Source organism: Stenotrophomonas sp. TWI700 (assembly GCF_039673645.1).
Taxonomy (GTDB): domain Bacteria; phylum Pseudomonadota; class Gammaproteobacteria; order Xanthomonadales; family Xanthomonadaceae; genus Stenotrophomonas; species Stenotrophomonas maltophilia_AA.
The window spans coordinates 23886-45910 of sequence record NZ_JBDJMB010000008.1 but is presented as its reverse complement, the minus strand read 5'-3'; the positions used below and the strand labels follow the sequence as shown (position 1 = coordinate 45910).

Annotated in this window: 22 protein-coding genes; 8 read left to right on the top strand and 14 right to left on the bottom strand. The window is 67.5% G+C overall.

Going from position 1 to position 22025, the window contains the following annotated elements; all coding sequences use genetic code 11:
* Positions 1-41 precede the first annotated feature (41 nt).
* From sdhA to ABE473_RS08305, 4 genes are read right to left on the bottom strand one after another with little or no spacing between them, the layout of a single operon-like run.
* Complete coding sequence (sdhA, locus tag ABE473_RS08320) at positions 42-1832, bottom strand: succinate dehydrogenase flavoprotein subunit (protein ID WP_228887519.1); 1791 nt, start codon at positions 1830-1832, stop codon at positions 42-44.
* Between the two features lie 31 nt (positions 1833-1863).
* On the bottom strand, positions 1864-2250 hold the full coding sequence (gene sdhD, locus ABE473_RS08315) for a succinate dehydrogenase, hydrophobic membrane anchor protein (RefSeq protein WP_176989690.1): 387 nt from the start codon (positions 2248-2250) through the stop codon (positions 1864-1866).
* The gene (sdhC, locus tag ABE473_RS08310; RefSeq protein WP_319211256.1) at positions 2247-2639 is read right to left on the bottom strand and encodes a succinate dehydrogenase, cytochrome b556 subunit; all 393 of its coding nucleotides are present in this window, start codon (positions 2637-2639) and stop codon (positions 2247-2249) included. Before sdhC ends, sdhD begins: the two co-directional genes overlap by 4 nt.
* 56 nt (positions 2640-2695) lie before the next feature.
* A complete protein-coding gene (locus tag ABE473_RS08305; RefSeq protein WP_346489128.1) occupies positions 2696-2869 on the bottom strand; it encodes a DUF1674 domain-containing protein in 174 nt (57 codons plus the stop codon).
* Between the two features lie 39 nt (positions 2870-2908).
* Here ABE473_RS08305 and ABE473_RS08300 point away from each other — a divergent pair, with 39 nt between their 5' ends.
* A complete protein-coding gene (locus ABE473_RS08300; protein ID WP_346489127.1) occupies positions 2909-3778 on the top strand; it encodes a folate-binding protein in 870 nt (289 codons plus the stop codon).
* 124 nt (positions 3779-3902) lie between these two features.
* Here ABE473_RS08300 and ugpC read toward each other — a convergent pair whose 3' ends face one another.
* On the bottom strand, positions 3903-4994 hold the full coding sequence (gene ugpC / locus ABE473_RS08295; protein ID WP_346489126.1) for a sn-glycerol-3-phosphate ABC transporter ATP-binding protein UgpC: 1092 nt from the start codon (positions 4992-4994) through the stop codon (positions 3903-3905).
* Between the two features lie 354 nt (positions 4995-5348).
* Between ugpC and zwf the strand changes: the two genes are divergently transcribed.
* The 5 genes from zwf (at position 5349) to ABE473_RS08270 (ending at position 11327) form a co-directional block, all read left to right on the top strand.
* Complete coding sequence (gene zwf, locus ABE473_RS08290; protein ID WP_346489125.1) at positions 5349-6788, top strand: glucose-6-phosphate dehydrogenase; 1440 nt, start codon at positions 5349-5351, stop codon at positions 6786-6788.
* The gene (glk, locus tag ABE473_RS08285) at positions 6785-7792 is read left to right on the top strand and encodes a glucokinase (protein ID WP_176989684.1); all 1008 of its coding nucleotides are present in this window, start codon (positions 6785-6787) and stop codon (positions 7790-7792) included. Before zwf ends, glk begins: the two co-directional genes overlap by 4 nt.
* Positions 7789-8511, top strand: a complete 723-nt coding sequence (gene pgl / locus ABE473_RS08280) for a 6-phosphogluconolactonase (protein ID WP_176989683.1) — start codon at positions 7789-7791, stop codon at positions 8509-8511. Before glk ends, pgl begins: the two co-directional genes overlap by 4 nt.
* A 45-nt stretch (positions 8512-8556) precedes the next feature.
* The gene (edd, locus tag ABE473_RS08275) at positions 8557-10473 is read left to right on the top strand and encodes a phosphogluconate dehydratase (RefSeq protein WP_346489124.1); all 1917 of its coding nucleotides are present in this window, start codon (positions 8557-8559) and stop codon (positions 10471-10473) included.
* 194 nt (positions 10474-10667) lie between these two features.
* Entirely contained in the window at positions 10668-11327 is a 660-nt protein-coding gene (locus ABE473_RS08270; protein ID WP_346478637.1) for a bifunctional 4-hydroxy-2-oxoglutarate aldolase/2-dehydro-3-deoxy-phosphogluconate aldolase, read from the top strand.
* Positions 11328-11381: 54 nt separating this feature from the next.
* Here the strand turns inward: ABE473_RS08270 and ABE473_RS08265 are convergent, their stop codons facing one another.
* The 3 genes from ABE473_RS08265 to ispG all read right to left on the bottom strand — a co-directional run bounded on the left by ABE473_RS08265 (position 11382) and on the right by ispG (position 14205).
* Complete coding sequence (locus ABE473_RS08265) at positions 11382-12029, bottom strand: response regulator (protein WP_123728958.1); 648 nt, start codon at positions 12027-12029, stop codon at positions 11382-11384.
* A 222-nt stretch (positions 12030-12251) separates the two neighbouring features.
* Positions 12252-12959 (bottom strand): phosphatase PAP2 family protein, encoded by a 708-nt coding sequence (locus ABE473_RS08260; RefSeq protein WP_179459222.1) that lies wholly within the window; start codon positions 12957-12959, stop codon positions 12252-12254.
* The gene (gene ispG / locus ABE473_RS08255; protein WP_313212901.1) at positions 12940-14205 is read right to left on the bottom strand and encodes a flavodoxin-dependent (E)-4-hydroxy-3-methylbut-2-enyl-diphosphate synthase; all 1266 of its coding nucleotides are present in this window, start codon (positions 14203-14205) and stop codon (positions 12940-12942) included. The genes ABE473_RS08260 and ispG overlap by 20 nt, the downstream gene beginning before the upstream one ends.
* A gap of 126 nt (positions 14206-14331) precedes the next feature.
* Between ispG and ABE473_RS08250 the strand changes: the two genes are divergently transcribed.
* Positions 14332-15558 carry an ATP-binding protein gene (locus ABE473_RS08250; protein WP_346489123.1) on the top strand — a complete coding sequence of 409 codons (1227 nt, stop codon included), beginning with the start codon at positions 14332-14334 and terminating at the stop codon, positions 15556-15558.
* Positions 15555-16139, top strand: a complete 585-nt coding sequence (locus tag ABE473_RS08245) for a response regulator transcription factor (RefSeq protein WP_179459225.1) — start codon at positions 15555-15557, stop codon at positions 16137-16139. The genes ABE473_RS08250 and ABE473_RS08245 overlap by 4 nt, the downstream gene beginning before the upstream one ends.
* A gap of 183 nt (positions 16140-16322) precedes the next feature.
* Here ABE473_RS08245 and pgi read toward each other — a convergent pair whose 3' ends face one another.
* The 6 genes from pgi to pcnB form a co-directional block, all read right to left on the bottom strand.
* Positions 16323-17837: a glucose-6-phosphate isomerase gene (pgi, locus tag ABE473_RS08240; RefSeq protein WP_346489122.1), complete on the bottom strand. Its 1515-nt coding sequence runs from the start codon at positions 17835-17837 to the stop codon at positions 16323-16325.
* Positions 17834-18214 (bottom strand): aspartate 1-decarboxylase, encoded by a 381-nt coding sequence (panD, locus tag ABE473_RS08235; RefSeq protein WP_019183273.1) that lies wholly within the window; start codon positions 18212-18214, stop codon positions 17834-17836. Before panD ends, pgi begins: the two co-directional genes overlap by 4 nt.
* 265 nt (positions 18215-18479) lie before the next feature.
* Entirely contained in the window at positions 18480-19322 is an 843-nt protein-coding gene (gene panC / locus ABE473_RS08230) for a pantoate--beta-alanine ligase (protein WP_176989674.1), read from the bottom strand.
* A complete protein-coding gene (gene panB, locus ABE473_RS08225) occupies positions 19319-20134 on the bottom strand; it encodes a 3-methyl-2-oxobutanoate hydroxymethyltransferase (RefSeq protein ID WP_346489121.1) in 816 nt (271 codons plus the stop codon). The genes panC and panB overlap by 4 nt, the downstream gene beginning before the upstream one ends.
* A gap of 31 nt (positions 20135-20165) precedes the next feature.
* A complete protein-coding gene (gene folK / locus ABE473_RS08220) occupies positions 20166-20654 on the bottom strand; it encodes a 2-amino-4-hydroxy-6-hydroxymethyldihydropteridine diphosphokinase (RefSeq protein ID WP_346489120.1) in 489 nt (162 codons plus the stop codon).
* A gap of 3 nt (positions 20655-20657) precedes the next feature.
* A complete protein-coding gene (gene pcnB, locus ABE473_RS08215; protein ID WP_176989902.1) occupies positions 20658-22025 on the bottom strand; it encodes a polynucleotide adenylyltransferase PcnB in 1368 nt (455 codons plus the stop codon).

The following is a 22025-nucleotide window of genomic DNA, read 5'->3' as shown; positions in this document are numbered from 1 at the left end:
GTCGCGAGCGCTGCGTGGACGGAGGTCATGCCGCAGGTCTCTTAGTAAACGCGCGGCTTGGGCGGGACGACGTCCACGTCCTTGCTCAGCGTGTACATGTGGACCGGACGGTAGTCGAACTCGCACTTGCCGTTTTCGTCGACGTTGACCAGCGTGTGCTTCTGCCAGTTGACGTCGTCGCGGTCCGGGAAGTCCTCATGCGCATGCGCGCCGCGGCTTTCCTTGCGCTGTTCGGCCGAGTTGATCGTCGCCACCGCGTTGAGCAGCAGGTTGTTCAGCTCGTAGGTTTCGATCAGGTCCGAGTTCCACACCAGCGAACGGTCGGAGACCTTGACGTCCTGGAAGGAGTCGAAGATCTCGGCCATCTTGCTGCAGCCCTCTTCCAGCGTCTTGCTGGTACGGAACACCGCCGCGTCGTTCTGCATGGTGCGCTGCATGCGATCGCGAATGACCGAGGTCGGGGTGTCGCCGTTGGCGTAACGCAGCTTGTCGAGCAGGCCCAGGGCCTTGTCGCAGGCATCGGACGGCAGGGTCTTGTGCGGTGCGCCTGACTTGATGGTGTCGGCGCAGCGGTTGGCCACCGCACGGCCGAACACGACCAGATCCAGCAGCGAGTTCGAGCCCAGGCGGTTGGCGCCGTGCACGGACACGCAGGCCGCTTCGCCGATGGCATACAGGCCCGGCACGACCGCATCGGGGTTGTCGCCGACCTTGCGCACGACTTCGCCGTGGTAGTTGGTCGGGATGCCGCCCATGTTGTAGTGCACGGTCGGGATGACCGGGATCGGCTGCTTGTGCACGTCCACGCCGGCGAAGATGCGGGCGCTTTCGGCGATGCCCGGCAGCTTGTCGTCGATGACACCCGGGCCGAGGTGGGTCAGGTCGAGCAGGATGTGATCCTTGTGCTCGCCGACGCCGCGGCCTTCGCGGATCTCGATGGTCATCGAACGCGACACCACGTCGCGCGAAGCCAGATCCTTGTAGTGCGGTGCATAGCGCTCCATGAAGCGCTCGCCGTTGCTGTTGCGCAGGATGCCGCCTTCGCCGCGCACGCCCTCGGTGATCAGGCAGCCCGCGCCGTAGATACCGGTCGGGTGGAACTGCACGAACTCCATGTCCTGCATCGGCAGGCCGGCACGCATGACCAGACCGCCGCCGTCGCCGGTGCAGGTGTGGGCCGAGGTGGCGCTGAAGTAGGCGCGGCCGTAGCCGCCGGTGGCCAGCACCACGCCATGGGCGCGGAACAGGTGCAGCGAGCCGTCGGCCATGTCCAGCGCGAGCACGCCACGGCAGACGCCTTCATCATCGAAGATCAGGTCGAGCGCGAAGTACTCGATCATGAAGCGCGCGTTGTGGGCCAGCGACTGCTGGTACAGCGTGTGCAGCATGGCGTGGCCGGTACGGTCGGCGGCGGCGCAGGTGCGCTGCGCGGACGGGCCTTCGCCGTACTTGGTGGTCATGCCGCCGAACGGGCGCTGGTAGATCTTGCCCTCTTCGGTACGGCTGAACGGCACACCGTAGTGTTCCAGTTCGATGATGGCCGGGATCGCTTCGCGGCACATGTACTCGATGGCGTCCTGGTCACCCAGCCAATCCGAGCCCTTGATGGTGTCGAAGAAGTGGTAGCGCCAGTCGTCTTCGCCCATGTTGCCCAGCGCGGCGGAAATACCGCCCTGCGCGGCCACGGTGTGCGAGCGGGTCGGGAAGACCTTGGTCAGACAGACCGTCTGCAGGCCCTTGGCGGCAAGGCCGAACGTGGCGCGCAGGCCAGCACCGCCGGCGCCGACCACGACCATGTCGTACTTGTGTTCCGTAATCTTGTAAGCGGACATCTAATCTGGATTCCTGTCTTGGTGCCTGGACTCAGGCGACGCCGAGCGCGATGCGGGCGACCGCAAAAACACTGACGATCCCGCCGAGCACGGCGATGAACTTCACCGTGGTCTGCAGCGCCAGGGCCAGCAGCGAATTGTGGATGTAGTCTTCCAGCACGACCTGCAGGCCGAGCTGGGCATGCCAGAACATCGCGACCAGGAAGCCGACCAGCAGCACCGCGTTCCACGGCTTGGACACCGCGTCGGTGGCGGTCACGTAATCAGCGCCGATCAGGCTCAGCACGAACACCAGGAACCAGATGGTCAGGCCGACCAGCGCGGTGGCGGTCAGGCGCTGCAGCACGAAATGCTCGGTGCCGGTCTTGGCGGCGCCCAGGCCACGCACGTTCTTCAGCGGGGTACGGTACTTGTTCATGCGGCCGCTCCCATGAAGACATAGGCCCAGATCAGGGCAGTGATCACCAGGCTGGCGAAGACCGAGACCCAGCTGCTGCGCACGAAGGCGGGAATGGAGAAGCCGATCGCGAAGTCCTGCACGATATGGCGGATGCCATTGCACAGGTGGTAGGCGAAGGACCAGCTCCAGGCGAACAGGAACAGCTTGCCGTACCAGCTGCCGGCATGGCCGGTGAAGCAGTTCCAGGATTCAGGGCCCATCATCAGGGCGAGCAGGCCGCCGGCGATGATCAGGGCTCCAACAGACAGAAAGATGCCGGTCGCTCGATGCAGGATCGAGGTGGCCATCTGAATCTGCCAGCGATACACCTGAAGGTGCGGGGAAAGGGGACGTTCTCTGGCGGCCATTCGCTGGGCTCGTTGTCTCGGCTGGGCGGCGCAATGCCGCGTTGGCTCAATGCTGATCAGAAATCGATGCAGCGTCCGTTTTTTTCCCAATCTCCGTACCGCACCGGATCAAGTCCGCCGCGGCCGCCGATTTCCAAAGGCAATGCCTCGGTCTCGGGAAGCGGCTGCTTCTCCGGTACCAGCGTGCCTTCAGCTTCAGAATCTGGAGTGGGGGTTGTTTGGCCTATCATGGGTGTTCTCGCAACGCACAAATTTTAGACCCCGTTCACGTGCCTGACAACCTGCCCTCCGATTTCGCCGGCTTTTCGCGCCTCCCCGGTCACCAGCTGCTCAGCCTCAGCGGTGCCGATGCGGCCGCGTTCGCCCATGCCCAATTCTCCAGCGATGTCACCGCCCTGCCCCTGCGGCATTGGCAGTGGAGCGCCTGGCTGACGGCCAAGGGCCGCACCATTGCTGTGTTCCAGCTGTTGCGGTTGGACGAGGAGCGCATCGTGCTGCTGCTCGCCGACGGCGACGCCGATGCGATTGCGTCGCAGTTGCAGCGTTTTGTATTCCGCCGCAAGGTCCGGATCGAGGTGCGCAACGACCTGGCCGTGGTGGCGAGCTTCACCGCCCCCGAAGCGGCCTCCGGCGCCGCGATTGCGCAACTTGGTGGCGAAACCGTGGAATTGGACCTGGGCAGCGATGCGCTTCCGCGCAGCCTGCGGATCGGTGCCGCCGATGCCGTGGCCGCCGCCGCGGACAGCGCGGATATCGCGCTGGCCTGGCGCCAGTCCGACCTGCGCTATGGGCTGCCGCGACTGGACGCCGATCAGCGTGAACAGTGGACGCCACAGCAGCTGGGGCTGGACCGCCTGAACGGGTACAGCGTGAAGAAGGGCTGCTACCCGGGCCAGGAAATCGTGGCCCGCACCCATTTCCTGGGCAAGGCCAAGCGCGCCCTGCAGTTGCTGCGGGTCGTGGAGGGCACGACCAGCGGCACGCAGGTGCAGCAGAACGAGGCGGCGATCGGCACGGTCGCCTCGGTGGCCGGTGACCTGGCCCTGGCCGTGCTGCCGCTGGAGATCGCGCCGGAGCCGTTGACGGTCGGCGGGGTTGACGCCGCTCACCTGCCGTTGCTGGACGGCCTGGCGCGGTAACAGGCATCGACCGTTGGTCGATGCGTACGCGCCCCGGTCCGATCGCGGTCACGACCAACGGTCGTGACCTACCCCCCGGTAGGCGTCGACCGTTGGTCGGCGCGCCCCGTAACCCGTCCGCGCCTTAGGCGTCGTTCAAGCGCTCGCCGGTCTCTGCATCGAAGAAATGCAGGCCCTGCGGATGGATCGCCACGCGGATCGGCTCGCCGACGGACGGCAACGCCTGCGGCGCCACGCGCATCACCAGTGGCTGGCCGCCGCTGGTCATGTTGACGAAGATCTCGTTGCCGACCGGCTCGATGCCATCGATCATCGCCTCGAACGCGGTCGCATCCCCGGCCGCAGCCGGCTGCAGATGCTCCGGGCGCACGCCCACGGCGATCGCCTTGCCGACCCACGCCTGATCGATCCGGGCCTGGCCCAGCGGCGCGGTCAGTGCGGTGTCCTGCACGGCATAGCCACTGTCGGTGCGCTGCAGGGTGCCGCGCAGCACGTTCATCGCCGGGCTGCCGAGGAAGCCGGCCACGAACAGATTGGCCGGACGGTCGTACAGCGCCATCGGGGTATCGATCTGCTGGATCACGCCATCCTTGAGCACCACGATCCGCTGGCCCAGGGTCATCGCTTCCACCTGATCGTGGGTCACGTAGATCATCGTGGTCCCGAGCTTGCGATGCAGCTGCGCGATTTCCGTGCGCACGCTGTGGCGCAGCTTGGCGTCCAGGTTGGACAGCGGCTCATCCAGCAGGAACACCGCCGGCTCGCGCACCAGCGCACGGCCCAGCGCGACGCGCTGGCGCTGGCCGCCGGACATCGCCTTGGGCAGCTTGTCGAGCATGTCGGTCAGGCCGAGCGTTTCGGCCGCTTCACCCACCCGCTTGCTGATCGTGGCCTTGTCGTGCCCCCGCAGCTTCAGACCGAAGGCCAGGTTCTCGGCCACGGTCATGTGCGGGTACAGCGCATAGCTCTGGAACACCATGGCGATGTCGCGGTCCTTGGGCGCCACGTCGTTGACCACGCGGTCGCCGATCGTCAGCGTGCCGCCACTGATTTCTTCCAGGCCGGCGACCATGCGCAGCAGTGTGGACTTGCCACACCCCGACGGCCCCACCAGCACCATCAATTCACCATCGGCCACTTCGAAGGTCGCGCCCTGCACGGCCACCTGACCGTTGTCGTAGACCTTGCGAACGCCCTGCAACTGCACTTTTGCCATATCACCATTCCAGTCCGCCCGGTCTCCGGGCTGTTATGCGGAACTGCCTTCGGCCCTCCCGATGGCAGGTCGATGGCGTGGTGCCGCATGACGGCGACCACTGCAATCGAATACAGTCTGCGCATTCTGCCATGTAAACGTTTTCACGTGGCACTATCCGATAGTCGGCCGTGACCTGGATGCCGGGGAGGATGCGATATCCCCCACGACACCGGGTTGGCAGGCCATCATGCCGGGCGGAATCCATGGGGCGTGCTGCACCTGCAACAAGCAGACAACGGACCCCGCCCGACCCCCGAGAACATAGACGAGAAGCGATTGACAACGATGTCACCCGGATCTGAAACTCGAGCGATGCACGACACCCTTTTCCTGTTTGGCGCCACAGGTGACCTGGCCCAGCGCTATCTGTTCCCCTCGCTGCTGCGATTGCTGGGCGACGGTCTGCTCCCCGAGGACTTCAAGGTCCGTGCGCTGGCGCTGTCGCCGCACGATACCGAAGCCTTCCGCGAGATCCTGCGCCCGCGCCTGCAGCAGGCCATGCCGATGGCGAGCCAGGACGACATCCACTCGCTCCTGCAGCGCATCGACTACCGCTCGGTGGATCTGCGCAATCCGGACTCGGTGGCCGAATCGGTCAGCGATCTGGTCGACCGCCACTGCGTGAGCTACCTGGCCATTCCGCCGGGCCTGTACATCTCCACCTGCGAAGGGCTGGCCAAGGGCGGCGCGTTGGCCGCTCCGCACCGCCTGATGCTGGAGAAGCCGATCGGCAGCGACAGTGCCAGCGCCGAGGAGATCATCTCCACCATCGGCCAGTGGATCGACGAAGACCGCGTGTTCCGCCTGGATCACTACCTGGGCAAGGCCGCGGTGCAGAACCTGATCGCGCTGCGCTTCGGCAACACGCTGCTCGAGGCGGTATGGAACCGCAACTACATCGAATCGGTGCACATCCTGGTCGCCGAGAGCGAGGGCGTGGACGGTCGCGATGCCTACTACGCCCGCTCCGGCGCGCTGCGCGACATGGTCCAGAGCCACATCCTGCAGTTGCTGTGCCTGGTCGCGATGGAACCGCCGGCCTCGCTGGAAGCCGACCGCATCCGCGATGAAAAGGTCAAAGTGCTGCGCGCCCTGCGCCCGCTCACCGCCAAGCACGCTGCACGCGACAGCGTCCGCGGCCGCTACACCGCCGGCACCATCAACGGCCAGCCCGCGCAGGCCTACCAGCCGCCGGAAGGCAGCGATGTGGAAACCTTCGCCGGGGTCACCGCGCATATCGACAACTGGCGCTGGTCCGGCGTGCCGTTCCACCTGGTCACCGGCAAGCGCCTGGCCGAGCGCACCACCCGCGTGGTGGTAACGCTGAAGCCGGTCACCCATTGGCTGTTCGAGCGCCCGCACCGCCGCAACGCGACCCCGAACCGCATCACCTTCCAGCTGCAGCCGCAGGAAAACATCGAGCTGGGCCTGATGAGCTCGCTGGCCGGCCCGGAATGGGGCGCGCTGGAGCTGCATCCGCTGGAACTGGAACTGTCCGTGCCGACCGGTCTGCACCGTCGCATCGCCTACGAGCGCCTGTTCCTGGATGCGTTCAACGGCAACCACGCGCTGTTCGTGCGCGATGACGAAGTGCGCGCCGCCTGGGCCTGGATCGACAGCGTCAGCGACGCGTGGAAGGAAGCCAAGCTGCCGCTGCAGCCCTACCCCGCCGGCGAATGGGGGCCGCGGGAAGCCAGCGGCTTCCTGCCCGCGGAGGCCGAGGCCGACGCTGTCCAGGGTGATCAGGCATGACGGTGTTGTCCCAGCCGGTCCTCGTCGCGGATATCGGAGGTACCAACGCACGCTTCGCCCTGGCCGATACCTCGCTGGCCGCGCCGCTGCAGCAGGACAGCATCCGCGAGTTCCGCGTCGCCGAGTTCCCGTCGCTCGGTGAGGCGGCGCGCCACTATCTGGACGAGATCGGTGCGGAGGCAAAACGCGGCGTGTTCGCCGTGGCCGGCCGCGTCGATGGTGACGAGGCGCGCATCACCAATCACCCGTGGGTGATCTCGCGCATGCGCACCGCGCACATGCTCGGCTTCGACGAGCTGCACCTGATCAACGACTTCGCCGCCCAGGCGATGGCGATTTCGCTGCTGCAGCCGCAGGACGTGATCCAGGTCGGCGGCGCGGCGTGGGTGCCGGGCAAACCCGGCCAGCCGCGCAATTATGCGGTGATCGGCCCGGGCACCGGGCTGGGCGTGGGCGGGCTGATCCTGCGCCACGGCCGCTGCTACCCGCTGGAAACCGAAGGCGGCCACGTCAGCTTCCCGCCGGGCACGCCGGAGGAAATCCGCATTCTGGAAATCCTCTCCGAGCAGTTCGGCCGTGTCTCCAACGAGCGCCTGATCTGCGGCCCGGGCCTGGTCAACATCCATCGCGCCGTGTGCGAGATGGCCGATATCGATCCGGGCCAGCTGCAGCCGGTGGACGTCACCGCGCGTGCGCTGCATGGCGACCCGCAGGCGATGCGCACCGTGGATGTGTTCTGCGCGGTGTTCGGCGCGATCGCCGGCGACCTGGTGCTGATGCAGGGTGCCTGGGACGGTGTATTCCTGACCGGCGGCCTGGTGCCGAAGATGCTCGATTCGCTGCAGCACTCCGGCTTCCGCCAGCGCTTTGAACACAAGGGCCGCTTCTCTTCGATCATGTCCAAGGTGCCGTCACTGGCGGTGATGCACCCCAGCCCCGGCCTGCTCGGCGCGGCCGCATATGCGGCGGATGTGGAACGCGATCTGCCGGGAGGCACCGCATGAATACCCTGGATACGTCCGACCGTTTCACCCTGATCCGCCACGGCGATGCCGATGGCTGGATCGAGGCCGTGGCCGCCGAAATGGCCGCCGAGCTCAACCGCGACATCGCCGAATTCGGGCGCGCGCGCATGCTGCTGTCCGGGGGCACCACGCCGGCGCCGGTCTACCAGGCGCTGGCCGAGCTGGACGTTCAGTGGGACCGGGTGGAGGTGAGCCTGGTCGATGAGCGCTGGCTCTCGCCGCAGGATCGCGACAGCAATGCATGGCTGGTGAAGGAGAGCTTCCTCACCCGTGCCGAAGGCGCACATTTCGATCCGCTGGTGCGGGTCGGCAAGCCGCTGCCCGAGTGCGTCTACAGCGCCAACCTGCAGGCACAGCACAGCCAGCGGCCCTGCCTGAGCGTGCTTGGCATGGGCAATGACGGCCACACCGCCTCGCTGTTCCCGGGCTCGAAGGATCTGACCCGCGCACTGGAAAGCACCCTGCCCTACGCGGCGCTGGATGCCACCGGCTGCCCCGGTGCGAACCAGTGGCCGCTGCGCATCACCCTCACGCCACACGGCCTGAAGCAGAGCCGCCAGCGCCTGTTGCTGCTGCGTGGCAAGCAGAAGCTGGAAGTGCTCAAGCACGCACTGGAAAGCAACAATCCGCAGCTGTATCCCATCCTCAACGCGATCGATCTCGACGGCGCGAAACTGCGCGTCCACTGGTGTGACTGAGTTGCCCCGGTGTTGTTCCGTTCGCCCTCTCATAGCCGGTAGCCAATGAGCCTGCATCCCAAACTCCATGCCATCACCGAGCGCATCGTCCAGCGCAGCGTCGCCTCCCGCGCCGCCTACCTGGCCGGTGTCGACGCGGCGCTGCGCGACGGTCCGTTCCGTTCGCGCCTGAGCTGCGGCAACCTCGCCCACGGGTTCGCCGCGTGCGGCCCGACCGACAAGTCGCGCCTGCGCGGCGGCGTGACGCCCAACCTGGGCATCATCACCGCGTACAACGACATGCTCTCGGCGCATCAGCCGTTCGAGCACTACCCGGAGATCCTGCGCGAAACCGCGCGCGAACTCGGCGCGACCGCACAGGTTGCCGGTGGCGTGCCGGCGATGTGCGACGGCGTCACCCAGGGCCGCGGCGGCATGGAACTGTCGCTGTTCTCGCGCGATGTGATCGCCCAGTCGACCGCGATCGGCCTGAGCCATGACATGTTCGATGCCAGCGTCTACCTCGGCGTCTGCGACAAGATCGTGCCGGGCCTGCTGATCGGTGCGCTCGCCTTCGGCCACCTGCCGGCGATCTTCCTGCCGGCCGGCCCGATGACCCCGGGCATTCCGAACAAGCAGAAGGCCGAAGTGCGCGAGCGCTATGCGGCCGGCCAAGCGACCCGCGAGGAACTGCTGGAAGCCGAAGCCGCCTCGTACCACGGCGCCGGCACCTGCACCTTCTATGGCACCGCCAACTCCAACCAGACCCTGCTCGAGGCGATGGGCGTGCAGATGCCGGGCGCCTCGTTCGTCAATCCGGATACGCCGCTGCGCGATGCACTGACCCGCCAGGCGGCAGTGCGTGCGCTGGAGATCAGCGCGCTGGGCGACGATTTCCGTCCGCTCGGCCGCCTGATCGACGAGCGCGCGATCGTCAACGCGGTGGTCACCCTGATGGCCACCGGCGGCTCGACCAACCACACGATCCACTGGATCGCAGTGGCGCGTGCAGCCGGCATCGTGCTGACCTGGGACGACATGGACCAACTCTCGCAGCTGATCCCGCTGCTGGCCCGCGTGTATCCGAACGGCGAAGCCGACGTGAACCGCTTCGCTGCCGCGGGCGGCACCGCGTTCGTGTTCCGTGAGCTGATGGAGGCCGGCCTGATGCACGCCGACCTGCAGACCGTGGCCGAAGGCGGCATGCCGCAGTACGGCCAGGAGCCGGCGCTGCGCGACGGCAAGCTGACCTACATCGATGGCGTGCGCGAGAGCGCCGATCCGGATGTGGTGCGTGGCGTGGCCAATCCGTTCGAATCCCAGGGCGGCCTGCGCCTGCTGCGCGGCAATCTCGGTCGCTCGCTGATCAAGCTGTCGGCGGTGAAGCCGGAGTTCCGCACGATCGAAGCGCCGGCGGTGGTGGTCGATGCGCCGCAGGTGCTGAACAAGCTGCACGCGGCCGGCGTGCTGCCGCACGATTTCGTTGCGGTGGTCCGTTACCAGGGCCCGCGCTCCAACGGCATGCCGGAGCTGCATTCGCTGGCGCCGCTGCTGGGCCTGCTGCAGAACCAGGGGCGCCGGGTGGCGCTGGTCACCGATGGTCGTCTGTCCGGTGCCTCGGGCAAGTTCCCTGCGGCGATCCACATGACGCCGGAAGCGTCGCGTGGAGGTCCGCTGGCGCGGGTGCGCGAGGGCGACATCATCCGTCTGGATGGTGAGGCCGGCACGCTGGAGCTGCTGGTGGATGCGGCGGAGTTCGCGGCACGCGAGCCGGCGCCGAACACGGCACCGGCGGGGAACGATCTGGGCCGCAATCTGTTCGCGATGAGCCGCCGTCTGGTGGGGCCGGCCGATCAGGGCGCGATGTCGATTTCGTGCGGGCCGGCGGCCGATGACGGCAGCATCTGGAATTACGATGCGGAATATGAGCTTGGGCACGATGCGGCGGCTGCGGATGCGCCGCATGAGGCGAAGGACGCCTGAGCTGACGCGGCGGTGGGGTTTCCTGGTTGAGGCAGCGGATGGCCCCAACCAGGACGCGCCGTGAACCCATCCATGGGGGCTCGTCAGCGCCATCCATGGCGCTGTAACGGTCCTGGTTGGGGCCATCCGCTGCCTCCGGACACTTTTCGGCGCGTTGTTGGCGTCGTACTTTTTGGAATAAGGATTGGAAACGCATGAGCATCGCCGAACATCAGAAACGCGCTGAAACCCTGTTGACGGCTGCCGGCATTCTGCCGGTGGTGACGGTGCATACGCTGGATCAGGCCCGTGCGGTCAGCGCGGCGTTGCTGGAGGGCGGGCTGCCCGCGATCGAGCTGACGCTGCGCACGCCGGTGGCGATGGAAGCACTCGCGATGCTCAAGCGCGAGCTGCCGGATGTGGTGGTGGGTGCGGGCACGGTGTTGACCGTGGAGCAGATGCAGCAGTCGATCGATGCGGGGGCGGATTTCCTGGTCACGCCGGGTACGCCGGCGCACATGGCCGATGCGTTGGCACAGGCCGCGTTGCCGGTGGTGCCGGGTGCGGCGTCGCCGACCGAAATGCTGGCGCTGTATGCGCGCGGCTTCCGGGTCTGCAAGCTGTTCCCGGCCTCGGCCGTGGGCGGGCTGGCGATGATCAAGGGGCTGGCCGGTCCGATTCCGGATCTGAAGCTGTGCCCGACCGGTGGCATCACCGAAGACACCGCCGCCGAGTACCTGGAGCAGAAGAACGTGGTCTGCATCGGTGGCTCGTGGATGGTGCCGGGCGGTTGGATCGAGCGTGGCGAGTGGGACAAGGTACGCGCGAGTGCGGCCCAGGCCGCGAAGATCGTGGCGCGGGTCCGCGCGCACTGAACGAAAACGCCCGGGCATGCCCGGGCGTTTTTTCATCCACCGCCAGCACGCGGGTTACATCGGTCGCGCCGGATTCACCAGGCCGTACTGGCTGGCCATGCGCGCCAGCGCGATGTTGTCATTGATGCCCATCTTCTCGAACAGGCGCGCCTTGTGCGTGTTGACGGTCTTCGCGCTGAGGCTCAGGCGCTTGGCGATGTCTTCCTGGCGCAGGCCCTGGGTGAGCAGCAGGGCCACTTCCAGTTCGCGCGGGGACAACGTGTCGAACGGCGAGTGGTTGCCTTCCACATTCGACAGCGCCAGGTTCTGCGCGATGCTGTTGCCCAGGTAACGGCGGCCCAGCGCGGCATCGCGCACGGCACGCAGCAGTTCCTGTGCATCGCAGGCCTTGCCGATGTAACCGGAGGCACCGGCTTCGAGCAGACGCTTGGGCATCGGGCCATCTTCAAGGACGGAGACGATCACCACGCGGGTGCCGTGATCGCCACGGACCACGCGTTCGGTGACCTCCATGCCGCTCACGCCCGGCAGGTGCAGATCGCACAGCACGACGTCGGGCCGCAGGCGGCGGATATCCGGCAGCGCATCTTCACCGCTCTCCGCCTCACCGACCACCTCGATGTCGGTCTCGTTGGAGAGGATCATTTTCATGCCGGTACGCACCAGAGCATGATCGTCCACCAGATACACTCGAATCGTCATCCGCCAACCTCGTCAAACACTGTGAACGGGGGCAAGCCTAGCTGCGGGATGTGTCGATCACAAGGAACCCGGTTCCCCGTCATCGCGTTCTGCTCCGCGCATCACAGACGTGCTGTCCTGCCCCTCCCCTTGTGCCTCTCATCCTAGCCTGTTCCAAAGAAACAGCCTATCGATGCGGCGCGTCTTCATGCCGTTTTCGGCCAGTTTACCGCCGTAATGCTCTCAGTGGCGGTGCCGCCAGGGATGGCGGCGGCGGAACATGACCAGGAAGCACCCTACCACCCAGACCAGGGCGGCACACCAGCCGGCCAGGATGTCGGAGGGGTAATGGACCCCGAGGTAGACCCTCGAGAGGCTCACCAGCACCGCGAAGGTCACCGCCGACAGGGCCACCGGCCAACGCCAGCGGGTGTTCCAGGCCAGCAGCACCAGGGTCACGGCCAGGGTCATCGAGCCCATCGCGTGGCCGCTGGGGAAGCTGAAGGTGCTCTCCGGGGCGATCGATTCCCACAGGCTGGGGCGGTCGCGCTGGAAGAAGCGCTTGCTGCCCAGGTTCAGCAGGGCGGAGCCGACGAAGCAGATCGCCACGAAACTGGCTTCGCGCCAGCGTTTGCGCCAGACCAGCAGGGACACGATCAGCACATCGGCCGGGATCAGGAACCACTCATAGCCCAGCTTGGAGAGCAGCACGAAGAACGCGTCCAGCCCCGGGGAATGCAGGCCGTGCAGCTTCCACAGCAGGGGCGCGTCGAAATAGATCGATTCCAGTTCGTGGACTTCGTCGGCCAGCGCGACGAACCCGGCCAGCGGCAACAGCACGCCGACGAACAGCAGCACGAAGCGCCAGGCGTTGCGGCCCATCCAGTGGCGGAAACCGGCCGCCGGCTCCGGGGCGGCCAGCACCGCCGGCTTATCCCGCGCGTCGGACATAGGTCCGTTCGACGTACGCGTCGATCAGCGCCACGAAGTCCTGGGCGATGTTGTCGCCGCGCAGGGTCACCGTCTTCTCACCGTCCACGAAGACCGGTGCAGCCGGGGTTTCGCCGGTGCCCGGCAGCGAGATGCCGATGTTGGCGTGGCGCGATTCGCCCGGCCCGTTGACGATGCAGCCCATGACCGCCAGGGTCATGCTTTCCGCGCCGGGGTGGCTCACTTTCCAGACCGGCATCTTTTCGCGCACATGGTTCTGCACGACCTTGGCCAGTTCCTGGAAGAACTCCGAGGTGGTCCGGCCGCAACCCGGGCAGGCCGTGACCAGCGGCGTGAAGGCCCGCTGCCCGGTGGTCTGCAGCAGTTCCTGGGCAACGATCACCTCGGCCGTGCGCGACTGGCCCGGCTCGGGCGTCAGCGAAATACGGATGGTGTCGCCGATGCCTTCCTGCATCAGCACCGCCAGCGCCGCCGAGGAGGCGACGATGCCCTTGCTGCCGATGCCGGCTTCGGTCAGGCCCAGGTGCAGCGCGAAATCCGAGCGCTGGGCCAGGTCGCGGTACACCGCGATCAGCTCCTGCACGCCACTGACCTTGGCCGAGAGCACGATGCGATCGCGCGGCAGGCCGAGCTCGACAGCGGTTTCAGCCGAATCCAGCGCCGACCGGATCAGCGCTTCGCGCAGGACGCGGCCGGCATCCCAGGGCTGCGCGCGCTGGCTGTTCTCGTCCATCAGGCGCGCGGCCAGGGACTGGTCCAGCGAGCCCCAGTTGGCGCCGATGCGGACCGGCTTGTTGTAGCGGATCGCGAACTCGATCAGCTGCGCGAACTGGGTGTCCTTCTTCTTGCCGAAGCCGACGTTGCCCGGATTGATCCGGTACTTGGCCAGGGCCTCGGCGCAGGCCGGTTCCTGGGTCAACAACTGGTGGCCGTTGTAGTGGAAGTCGCCGATCAGGGGGACATCGATCCCCATCATCTGCAGCTTCTCCACGATCCGCGGGATGGCCGCGGCCGACTCGGGATTGTTGACGGTCAACCGCACCATCTCCGAGCCCGCACGCCACAGTTCGGCCACCTGTTTCACGCTGGAGGCGACATCGGCGGTGTCGGTGTTGGTCATCGACTGCACCACCACGGGATGGCCCCCACCCACGACCACGCCGCCGATATGGACAGGCTGGGTCTGGCGGCGGGCCCACACGGCGGAATCGGCGGGTTGGGTCGGTCGGGTCACGGCGTCATGCATCCACCTATTTTAGCGCGCCAGGCGCACGCTGAGGTGCTTGCCGTTGCTTGCCGCTCATGTTGCCCCGCCGCGATGCGGCCGATTGTCGCAGGCAGGCGTTGGCGGGAGCGCATACGATGTGCGGACATGACCGGTACCGACGCCCCCTTCCTCCGCACCCTGTGCAGCCTGCGCTGGCTGGCCGTGGCCGGCCAGGCCGCGACCATCCTGGTCGCCACCTCGGTGCTGGGGCTGGAACTGCCGCAACTGCCGCTGTGGGCCGGCGTTGCCGCGCTGACCCTGTTCAACCTGTACGCGCAGTTGCGTGTCCAGGGCCCGGATACCGCGCCGGTCACCGCGTTCGGCCACATCCTGGTGGATGTCACCGTGCTGACCTGGATGGTCGGGTGGAGCGGCGGCATCGCCAATCCCTTCGGCTCGCTGTTCCTGATCCTGATCGCGCTGGCCGCGCTCGCCCTGCCCCTGCGCTGGACCCTGGCCGTGGCCGCGGCCTGCCTGATCGGTTACGCAGTCAGCGGCGTGTTCGGCCTGCCGCTGCCGAGCGGCTACTTCACCGGCGCGCAGATGCAGCAGTGGGGCGTGGTCTGCAACTTCCTGCTGTCGGCGACCGTGGTGCTGGTGTTCGCGACCCGGCTGGCGATCGCCCTGCGCCAGCGCGAGCATGAGCTGGCGATGCTGCGCGAACGCTTCGTGCGCAATGAAGGCATCGTCGCCCTGGCCACCCACGCCGCCTCGGTCGCCCACGAACTCAATACGCCACTGGCGACCATGACCCTGCTCGCCGACGACATCGCCGACCAGACCGAAAGCAGCGAGGTCCGCGATGACGTTGAAACCCTGCGCGAGCTGCTGGTGCAGTGCCGTGAGCGCGTGCTGGCGCTCGCCCGCCCGGCCGCCGGCGATGCGCCGGGCCGCGACGCGGTGACCCTGCCGCAGGTACTGGAACAGTGGCGGCTGGTGCGGCCGACCATCGCCCTGCACCGCAATGAAGATGCCCCGCTCACCCTGCCGCTGGACCCGGGCATCGGCCACCTGCTGATGGTGCTGCTCAACAATGCCGCCGACGCCGGCGAGAAGGCCGACCGCCCGCAGGTGGATCTGACGCTGCGCATCGAAGGCGACGATCTGATCGGCGAAGTGCGCGATTACGGCCACGGCTTCGACGCCCGCGAGGCGGTGCTGCCCGGCACGCTGTTCAACAGCGGCAAGACCGACGGCATGGGCGTCGGCCTGGCCCTGTCCCACGCCACCATCGAACGCCTGGATGGCGAGCTGTGGATGCGCCCGGCCAAGGGCGCCGGCACCCGCGTCGGCTTCCGCCTGCCTCTGTCCCCACGGGAGACTTCCGCATGACCACCTTCACTCCGGCGCCCGGCCTGGCGAGCCATGGCCTGCTGGTCGACGACGACGAACTCTATCTGCGCACGCTGCAGCGCAGCCTGGCCCGCAAGGGACTGGAAACCGTGACCGCCAGCGACACCGCCTCGGCGCTGCTGCTGGCGCGCCAACAGCCGCCGGCCTACGCGTTGATCGATCTCAAGCTCGGCACCGAATCCGGCCTGGCCCTGATCCAGCCGCTGCGCGCCCTGCGCGAAGACATGCGGATCCTGCTGGTGACCGGCTATGCCAGCATCGCCACCGCGGTGGAGGCGATCAAGCTCGGCGCGGACGACTATCTGCCCAAGCCGGCCACGGTGCCGATGATCCTGCGCGCGCTCGGCGAGGAAGACGATGGCCCGGCCGACGATGGCGACATGGAGCCGCCGGATGCGATGACGCCGATCAGCCGGCTGCAGTGGGAACACATCCAGCAGGCGATGCATGAGACCGGTGGCAACGTCTCCGCCGCTGCGCGCCTGCTCGGCATGCACCGGCGCTCGCTGCAGCGCAAGCTGGCCAAACGGCCGAGCCCGGAGCGCGATCCGAGCCGGTGAGGCGCCCTTCCCACCACGCGGCATGACACAGAAACGGCGACCCGAAGGTCGCCGTTTTCGTTTGCCGCATGCGGGTGATCGCGGCTGCCAGGACACCGCGTACAACGAGATGCGGTCCGGAGGCCACAACGCAGAACCGCCGGACAGGCCGGCGGTTCGTGATGGCACGGGATGAGACGATGCTCAGCCCTTGAGCCGGCCCAGCAGTTCCAGCGTCACCGGGTCGGTGATCGCATGCGCCTGGCCCTGCAGCGCGGGCAGCAACTGGCTGGCCAGCTGCTTGCCCAGCTCCACGCCGAACTGGTCGAAGGCGTTGATGTTCCAGATCAGCGACTGCACGTACACGGCGTGTTCGTACATCGCGATCAGCGCCCCCAGCGACTGCGGGGTCAGCGCGTCGAGCAGGATCAGCGTGCTCGGGCGGCCGCCGGGATACTCGCGGTGCGGATCATCGCTGCCCTGGCCGTTGGCCAGCGCTTCGGTCTGCGCCAGCAGGTTGGCCATCAGCGCCTGGTGGTTGACCACGTAGGGATCATCGTTGTGCACGCAGCCGATGAAATCGGCCGGGATCACGCTGGTGCCCTGGTGCAGCGCCTGGAAGAAGCTGTGCTGCACATCGGTGCCCGCCCCGCCCCACCACACCGGCACGGTGTCGCTGGCGACCGGGCTGCCATCGAGCTGCACGCGCTTGCCCAGGCTTTCCATCACCAGCTGCTGCAGGTAGGCCGGCAGCAGCGCCAGGCGCTGGTCGTAGGTCATCACGGCATGCGTGGCATGGCCGAGCAGGTTGCGGTTCCAGATGTCGGTCAGCGCGTGCAGCACCGGCAGGTTCTGCGCGAGCGGTGCGGTCAGCGCGTGTTCGTCCATCTGCGCCGCGCCCTCGAGCAGCTGCTCGAAGCGCGTGAAGCCGATTGCCAGTGCGATCGGGAAACCGACCGCCGACCACAGCGAATAGCGCCCGCCGACCCAGTCCCACATCGGCAGCACGCGGCCGGCGGCGATCGAGAAGGCCTTGGCCGCACGCTCCGGATTGGCGCTGACCGCATACAGGCGCTCGCTGCCGCCCAGCCAGTCGTGCAGGATCTGCCCGTTGAGCAGGGTTTCCTGGGTGCCGAAGGTCTTGGAGATCAGGATGCCGGCGGTGGTGGCCGGGTCCAGCGTGGCCAGCGTGCGCTGCATCGCCGCGCCGTCCACATTCGAAACGAAATGCACGCGGAAGCGTGCGCCGGTGACCGGACGCAGCGCATCGGCCACCAGCCGCGGACCGAGGTCCGAGCCGCCGATGCCGACGCTGACGATATCGGTGATGTTGGTGGCTTCCAGCGCGGCGATCAGCTCGCCCATCTGCTGGCGCACCTGCGCGGCGGTAGCGAAGGCCTCACCGGCCACCGGTGCGCCGCTGGCGTCCCCCCGCAGCGCAGTGTGCAGTGCCGCGCGGCGTTCGGTCACGTTGACCGTTTCACCGCGGAACAGGCGCTGGAAGCCGCCGGCGACATCGCGCTCGGCGGCCAGCTGCAGCAGTGCGTCCAACGCCGCGCGGTCGTACTTCTGCCGCGCGAAATTGACGTACAACGGACCGACCCGCAGCCCCAGCGATTGTGCGCGGCCCGGTTCGGCGGCGATCAACGAAGGGATGCTCGCGCCACGCAGGCGCTGGGCATGGGAATGAAGCGGGTCGAATCCGTTGTGCTGTGTCATGCGGCCTGTGTCGGGATCGTGTCGTTGGTGTGGGAGATCTGGTTCTTGCCGTCCACATATACCAACTTCGGCTTGAAGCTGTCAGCTTCTTCTTCGCTCATGCTGGCGAAGGCCGCGATGATGATGATGTCGCCCACCTGCACGTGGCGCGCGGCGCCACCGTTGAGCGACACCACGCCGCTGCCGGCTTCGGCGCGGATGGCATAGGTGGAGAAACGCGCACCGTTGGTGACGTCCCAGATGTGCACCTGCTCGAACTCACGGATGCCGGTGGCAGCCAGCAGGTTGTCATCGATGGCGATGGAACCTTCGTAGTTCAGCTCGGAATGCGTGACGGTGGCGCGGTGGATCTTGGTCTTCAGCAGGGACAGGTGCATGGCGACGGGACAACGGTAAAGGAAAGGGAAATTCTAGCACCCGCTGGATCGGCGGCAGGGCGCGCGGCGCCGGTCCCGGGAGGGCGCTGCCCACCGTTCAGCATCTTCAGGCCGCCCCGCCGCCCCGGTAAGGGCCACCCCATGGGTGGCTGCGCGGGATCGCGGGTCACATCGGCGGAACGCGGGGGCACCAGCGGGACGGGTCGCCCCCTGGAGCAGCCACGCGTGGCGTGGCCCTACCCGTCCACCGGGGGCCGCAGCCCCCTCAGAACTCCAGGTTGTCGATCAACCGGGTGTTGCCGATCCGCGCGGCGATCAGCGCTACGCGGGTGCCGTCGTTGGCATCGGCCGGCTCGGACAGGTCCGGCAGGCGCACCACGGCGTAGTCGACCTGGAAGCCCGCCGCCTGCAGTGCGGCGGCCGCCTCGGCCTCGATCAGGCTGCGGCTCTTGCCGGCGATGAAGCCTTCGCGCATTCCCAGCAGCACCTGGTGGATGCTGGTCGAGACCGGGCGCTGCTCGGCGTTGAGGTACTGGTTGCGCGAGCTCATCGCCAGGCCGTCGTCTTCACGCACGATGTCGCCCCCGACGATCTGGATCGGGAAGGCCAGGTCTTCCACCATCTGGCGGATCACCGCCAGCTGCTGGTAATCCTTCTTGCCGAAGGCCGCCACGTCCGGCTGGACCTGGTTGAACAGGCGCGAGACCACGGTGCAGACGCCATCGAAATGGCCCGGGCGGTGCGCGCCCTCGAGCAGGCCGCTGATGCCCGGCACGTTGACGCTGGCCGCCAGCTCGACGCCGAACGGGTACATCGATTCAACGGTGGGCAGCCACAGCACATCGCACCCGGCCTGCTCCAGGCCGGTGGTGTCGGCTTCGGGCGTACGCGGATAGCGGGTGAAATCCTCGTTCGGGCCGAACTGGGTCGGATTGACGAACACGCTGGAGACCACGCGGTCGGCATACTGCCGGGCCAGCGTGACCAGCGAATAATGACCTGCATGCAGGTTGCCCATGGTCGGGACCAGCGCGACGCGCAGGCCCTCGCGCTTCCAGCCGTTGACGACGGCGCGCAGACGGGACAGTTCGGTGACGGTTTCGATCATGAGGCGTAGGCGTGTTCTGCGTCGGGGAAGGAGCCGTCGCGCACGGCGTCGGCGTAGGCACGGACCGCACCGGCAACCGACCCGCCTTCGGCAAGGAAATCCTTGACGAACTTGGGACGGCGGTGGCCGCTGTCCAGGCCGAGGAAATCATGCAGCACCAGCACCTGGCCATCGCACTGCGGGCCGGCACCGATGCCGATGGTGGGCACACTGATGTCCGCAGTGACCTGGGCAGCCACCGGCGTCGGCACGCATTCGAGCACGACCAGGCTGGCGCCGGCGGCGACCGCGGCCTTGGCGTCGTCGCGCAGCTGCTGGGCGGCATCGCCACGGCCCTGCACGCGGTAACCGCCCAGGCGCAGCACCGACTGCGGCGTCAGGCCCAGATGCGAGCAGACCGGAATCTCGCGCTCGACCAGGTAACGGATGATGTCCAGCTTGAAGCCGGCACCTTCGATCTTGACCATCTCCGCACCGGCCTGAAGCAGGCGCAGCGAGGCATCCAGCGCGCGCTCGGGCGTCGCGTCGGCGCCGAACGGCAGATCTGCGACCAGCAGCGCGCGTTGCAGCACGCGGGCCACGGCGCGGGTGTGATAGACCATGTCGTCGGTGGTCACCGGCAGGGTCGAATCGTGCCCCTGCACCACCATGCCCAGCGAGTCGCCGATCAGGATCAGGTCCACGCCGTTGGCGTCGAAGCTGCGGGCGAACCCGGCATCGTAGGCGGTCAACATCACCAGCTTCTGCCCAGTGCGCTTGGCCTCCGCCAATGCGGGGACGGTCCAGGGCTTGCTGTCTGCGTGGGTACTCATGAGCTGATAACCGGTGGCGATAAGCCCCGCATTATCCTCCTATTGAAGAGATCCCGCAGGCCTCGACCCGCATCACAGCATCCCGCACGCGGCCGTGCCCGGGAATGGTGGCGTCCGGCGCGATCTCGGCCAGCGGCAGCAGCGCGAACGCACGCGCGTGCAGATACGGATGCGGCACCTGCAGCTGCGGCAGATCGATGATCTCCTCGCCGTACAGCAGCACGTCCAGGTCCAGCGCGCGCGGGCCCCAGTGCACGGCCGGATCGCGCACACGGCCGAACTGGCGCTCGATCTCCAGCAACGCCTCCAGCAGCGCGGGCGCGGGCAGCGCGGTATCGAGCACCGCGGCGGCATTCACGAACGCCGGCTGGTCTTCGTTGCCCCAGGCCGGCGTGCGGTACAGCTGCGAGCACGCGCGCAACGTGGTCTGCGGCAGCACCGCCAGCGCCTGGAACGCATCGCGCAGGGTCTGCGCGGCGTCCCCGAGATTGGCGCCCAATCCGATACAGGCCAGGGTCACGGCTTACTCGCCTGCCACTCCACCGGGACGACGACGGCGGCGGCGACGCTTGCGCGGTGCACCGTCTTCGCCTTCGCCGTCGGCCTGGGCCGCATCCAGGGCCGAGTCGAGCTCGGTACCGGACTGCAGCTGGGCCTCGCGCCAGAACGCCACGTCCGCTTCATGCTCGCTGGAGGCGACCTGGCGCAGGACCAGGAAGTCGTAGGCGGCGCGGAAGCGCGGGTGGGTCAACGTACGGATCACGCGCTTGCGCTGGCGCGAGGCGAAGCGGCCCTGCAGCAGCCAGATTTCCTGCATCGGCAGCGAGAAGCGGCGCGGCAGGGCGATCGTGGTCAGCTGGTGCAGGGTCACGCGATCCGCGGCGCGGCGCTGTGCCTCTTCCAGTGCGACGCCCTGCTTCTGCAGGCTGGCCAGGGCGCGGCAGAAGGCCGGCCACAGCAGCAGCGCGAACAGGAACGACGGCGACACCGGTTCATCGTTGGCCACGCGCAGATCGGTGTTGTGCAGGCCTTCGATGACCATCCGGCGCAGCGCACCGCTGCGGTTGCTGCGCAGGGCGGCGGCGCTTTCCGGGAACATGACGTCGAGCAGACCGTAACGCTCCAGGCCTTCGAAGCTGGCCACGCCGTGCCCGGATAGGAACAGCTTGAGCACTTCCTCGAACAGGCGCGCCGGGGCGGCCTCCGCCAGCAGGTTGGCCAGGCGCGGCAGCGGCTCGGCGGTCGCCTCTTCGATCTGGAAGCCCAGCTTGGCCGCCAGGCGCACCGCGCGCAGCATGCGCACCGGGTCTTCCTGGTAACGCTGCTCGGGGTCGCCGATCAGCTTCATCAGGCGTGCCTGCACGTCTTCAAAGCCACCGGTGTAATCGCGCACCGAGAAATCCTCGATCGCGTAGTACAGGGCGTTGCAGGTGAAGTCGCGGCGGATCGCGTCGTCTTCGATGCTGCCGTACACGTTGTCGCGCACGAGCATGCCGTTTTCCATCTCACGGTCGCCGCTGCCATCGTCGATGTTGGCGCGGAAGGTGGCGACCTCGATGATCTCGCGGCCGAACACCACGTGCGCCAGGCGGAAGCGGCGGCCGATCAGCCGGCAGTTGCGGAACAACTGCTTGACCTGCTCGGGCGTCGCGTCGGTGGCGACGTCGAAATCCTTGGGGTGGCCGTTCACCAGCAGATCGCGGACGGCGCCGCCGACCAGGTAACCGGCAAACCCGGAATCACGCAGCCGGTACAGGACGCGCAGGGCGTTCGGGCTGATGTCCTTGCGGGAGATGTTGTGCTGATCGCGCGGGATCACGCGCAGGCTGAACGGTGATGTAGCAGAGGAATTGATGTTGGCGCTTCCGGTTGAGTTTTCGGGATTGCCCAA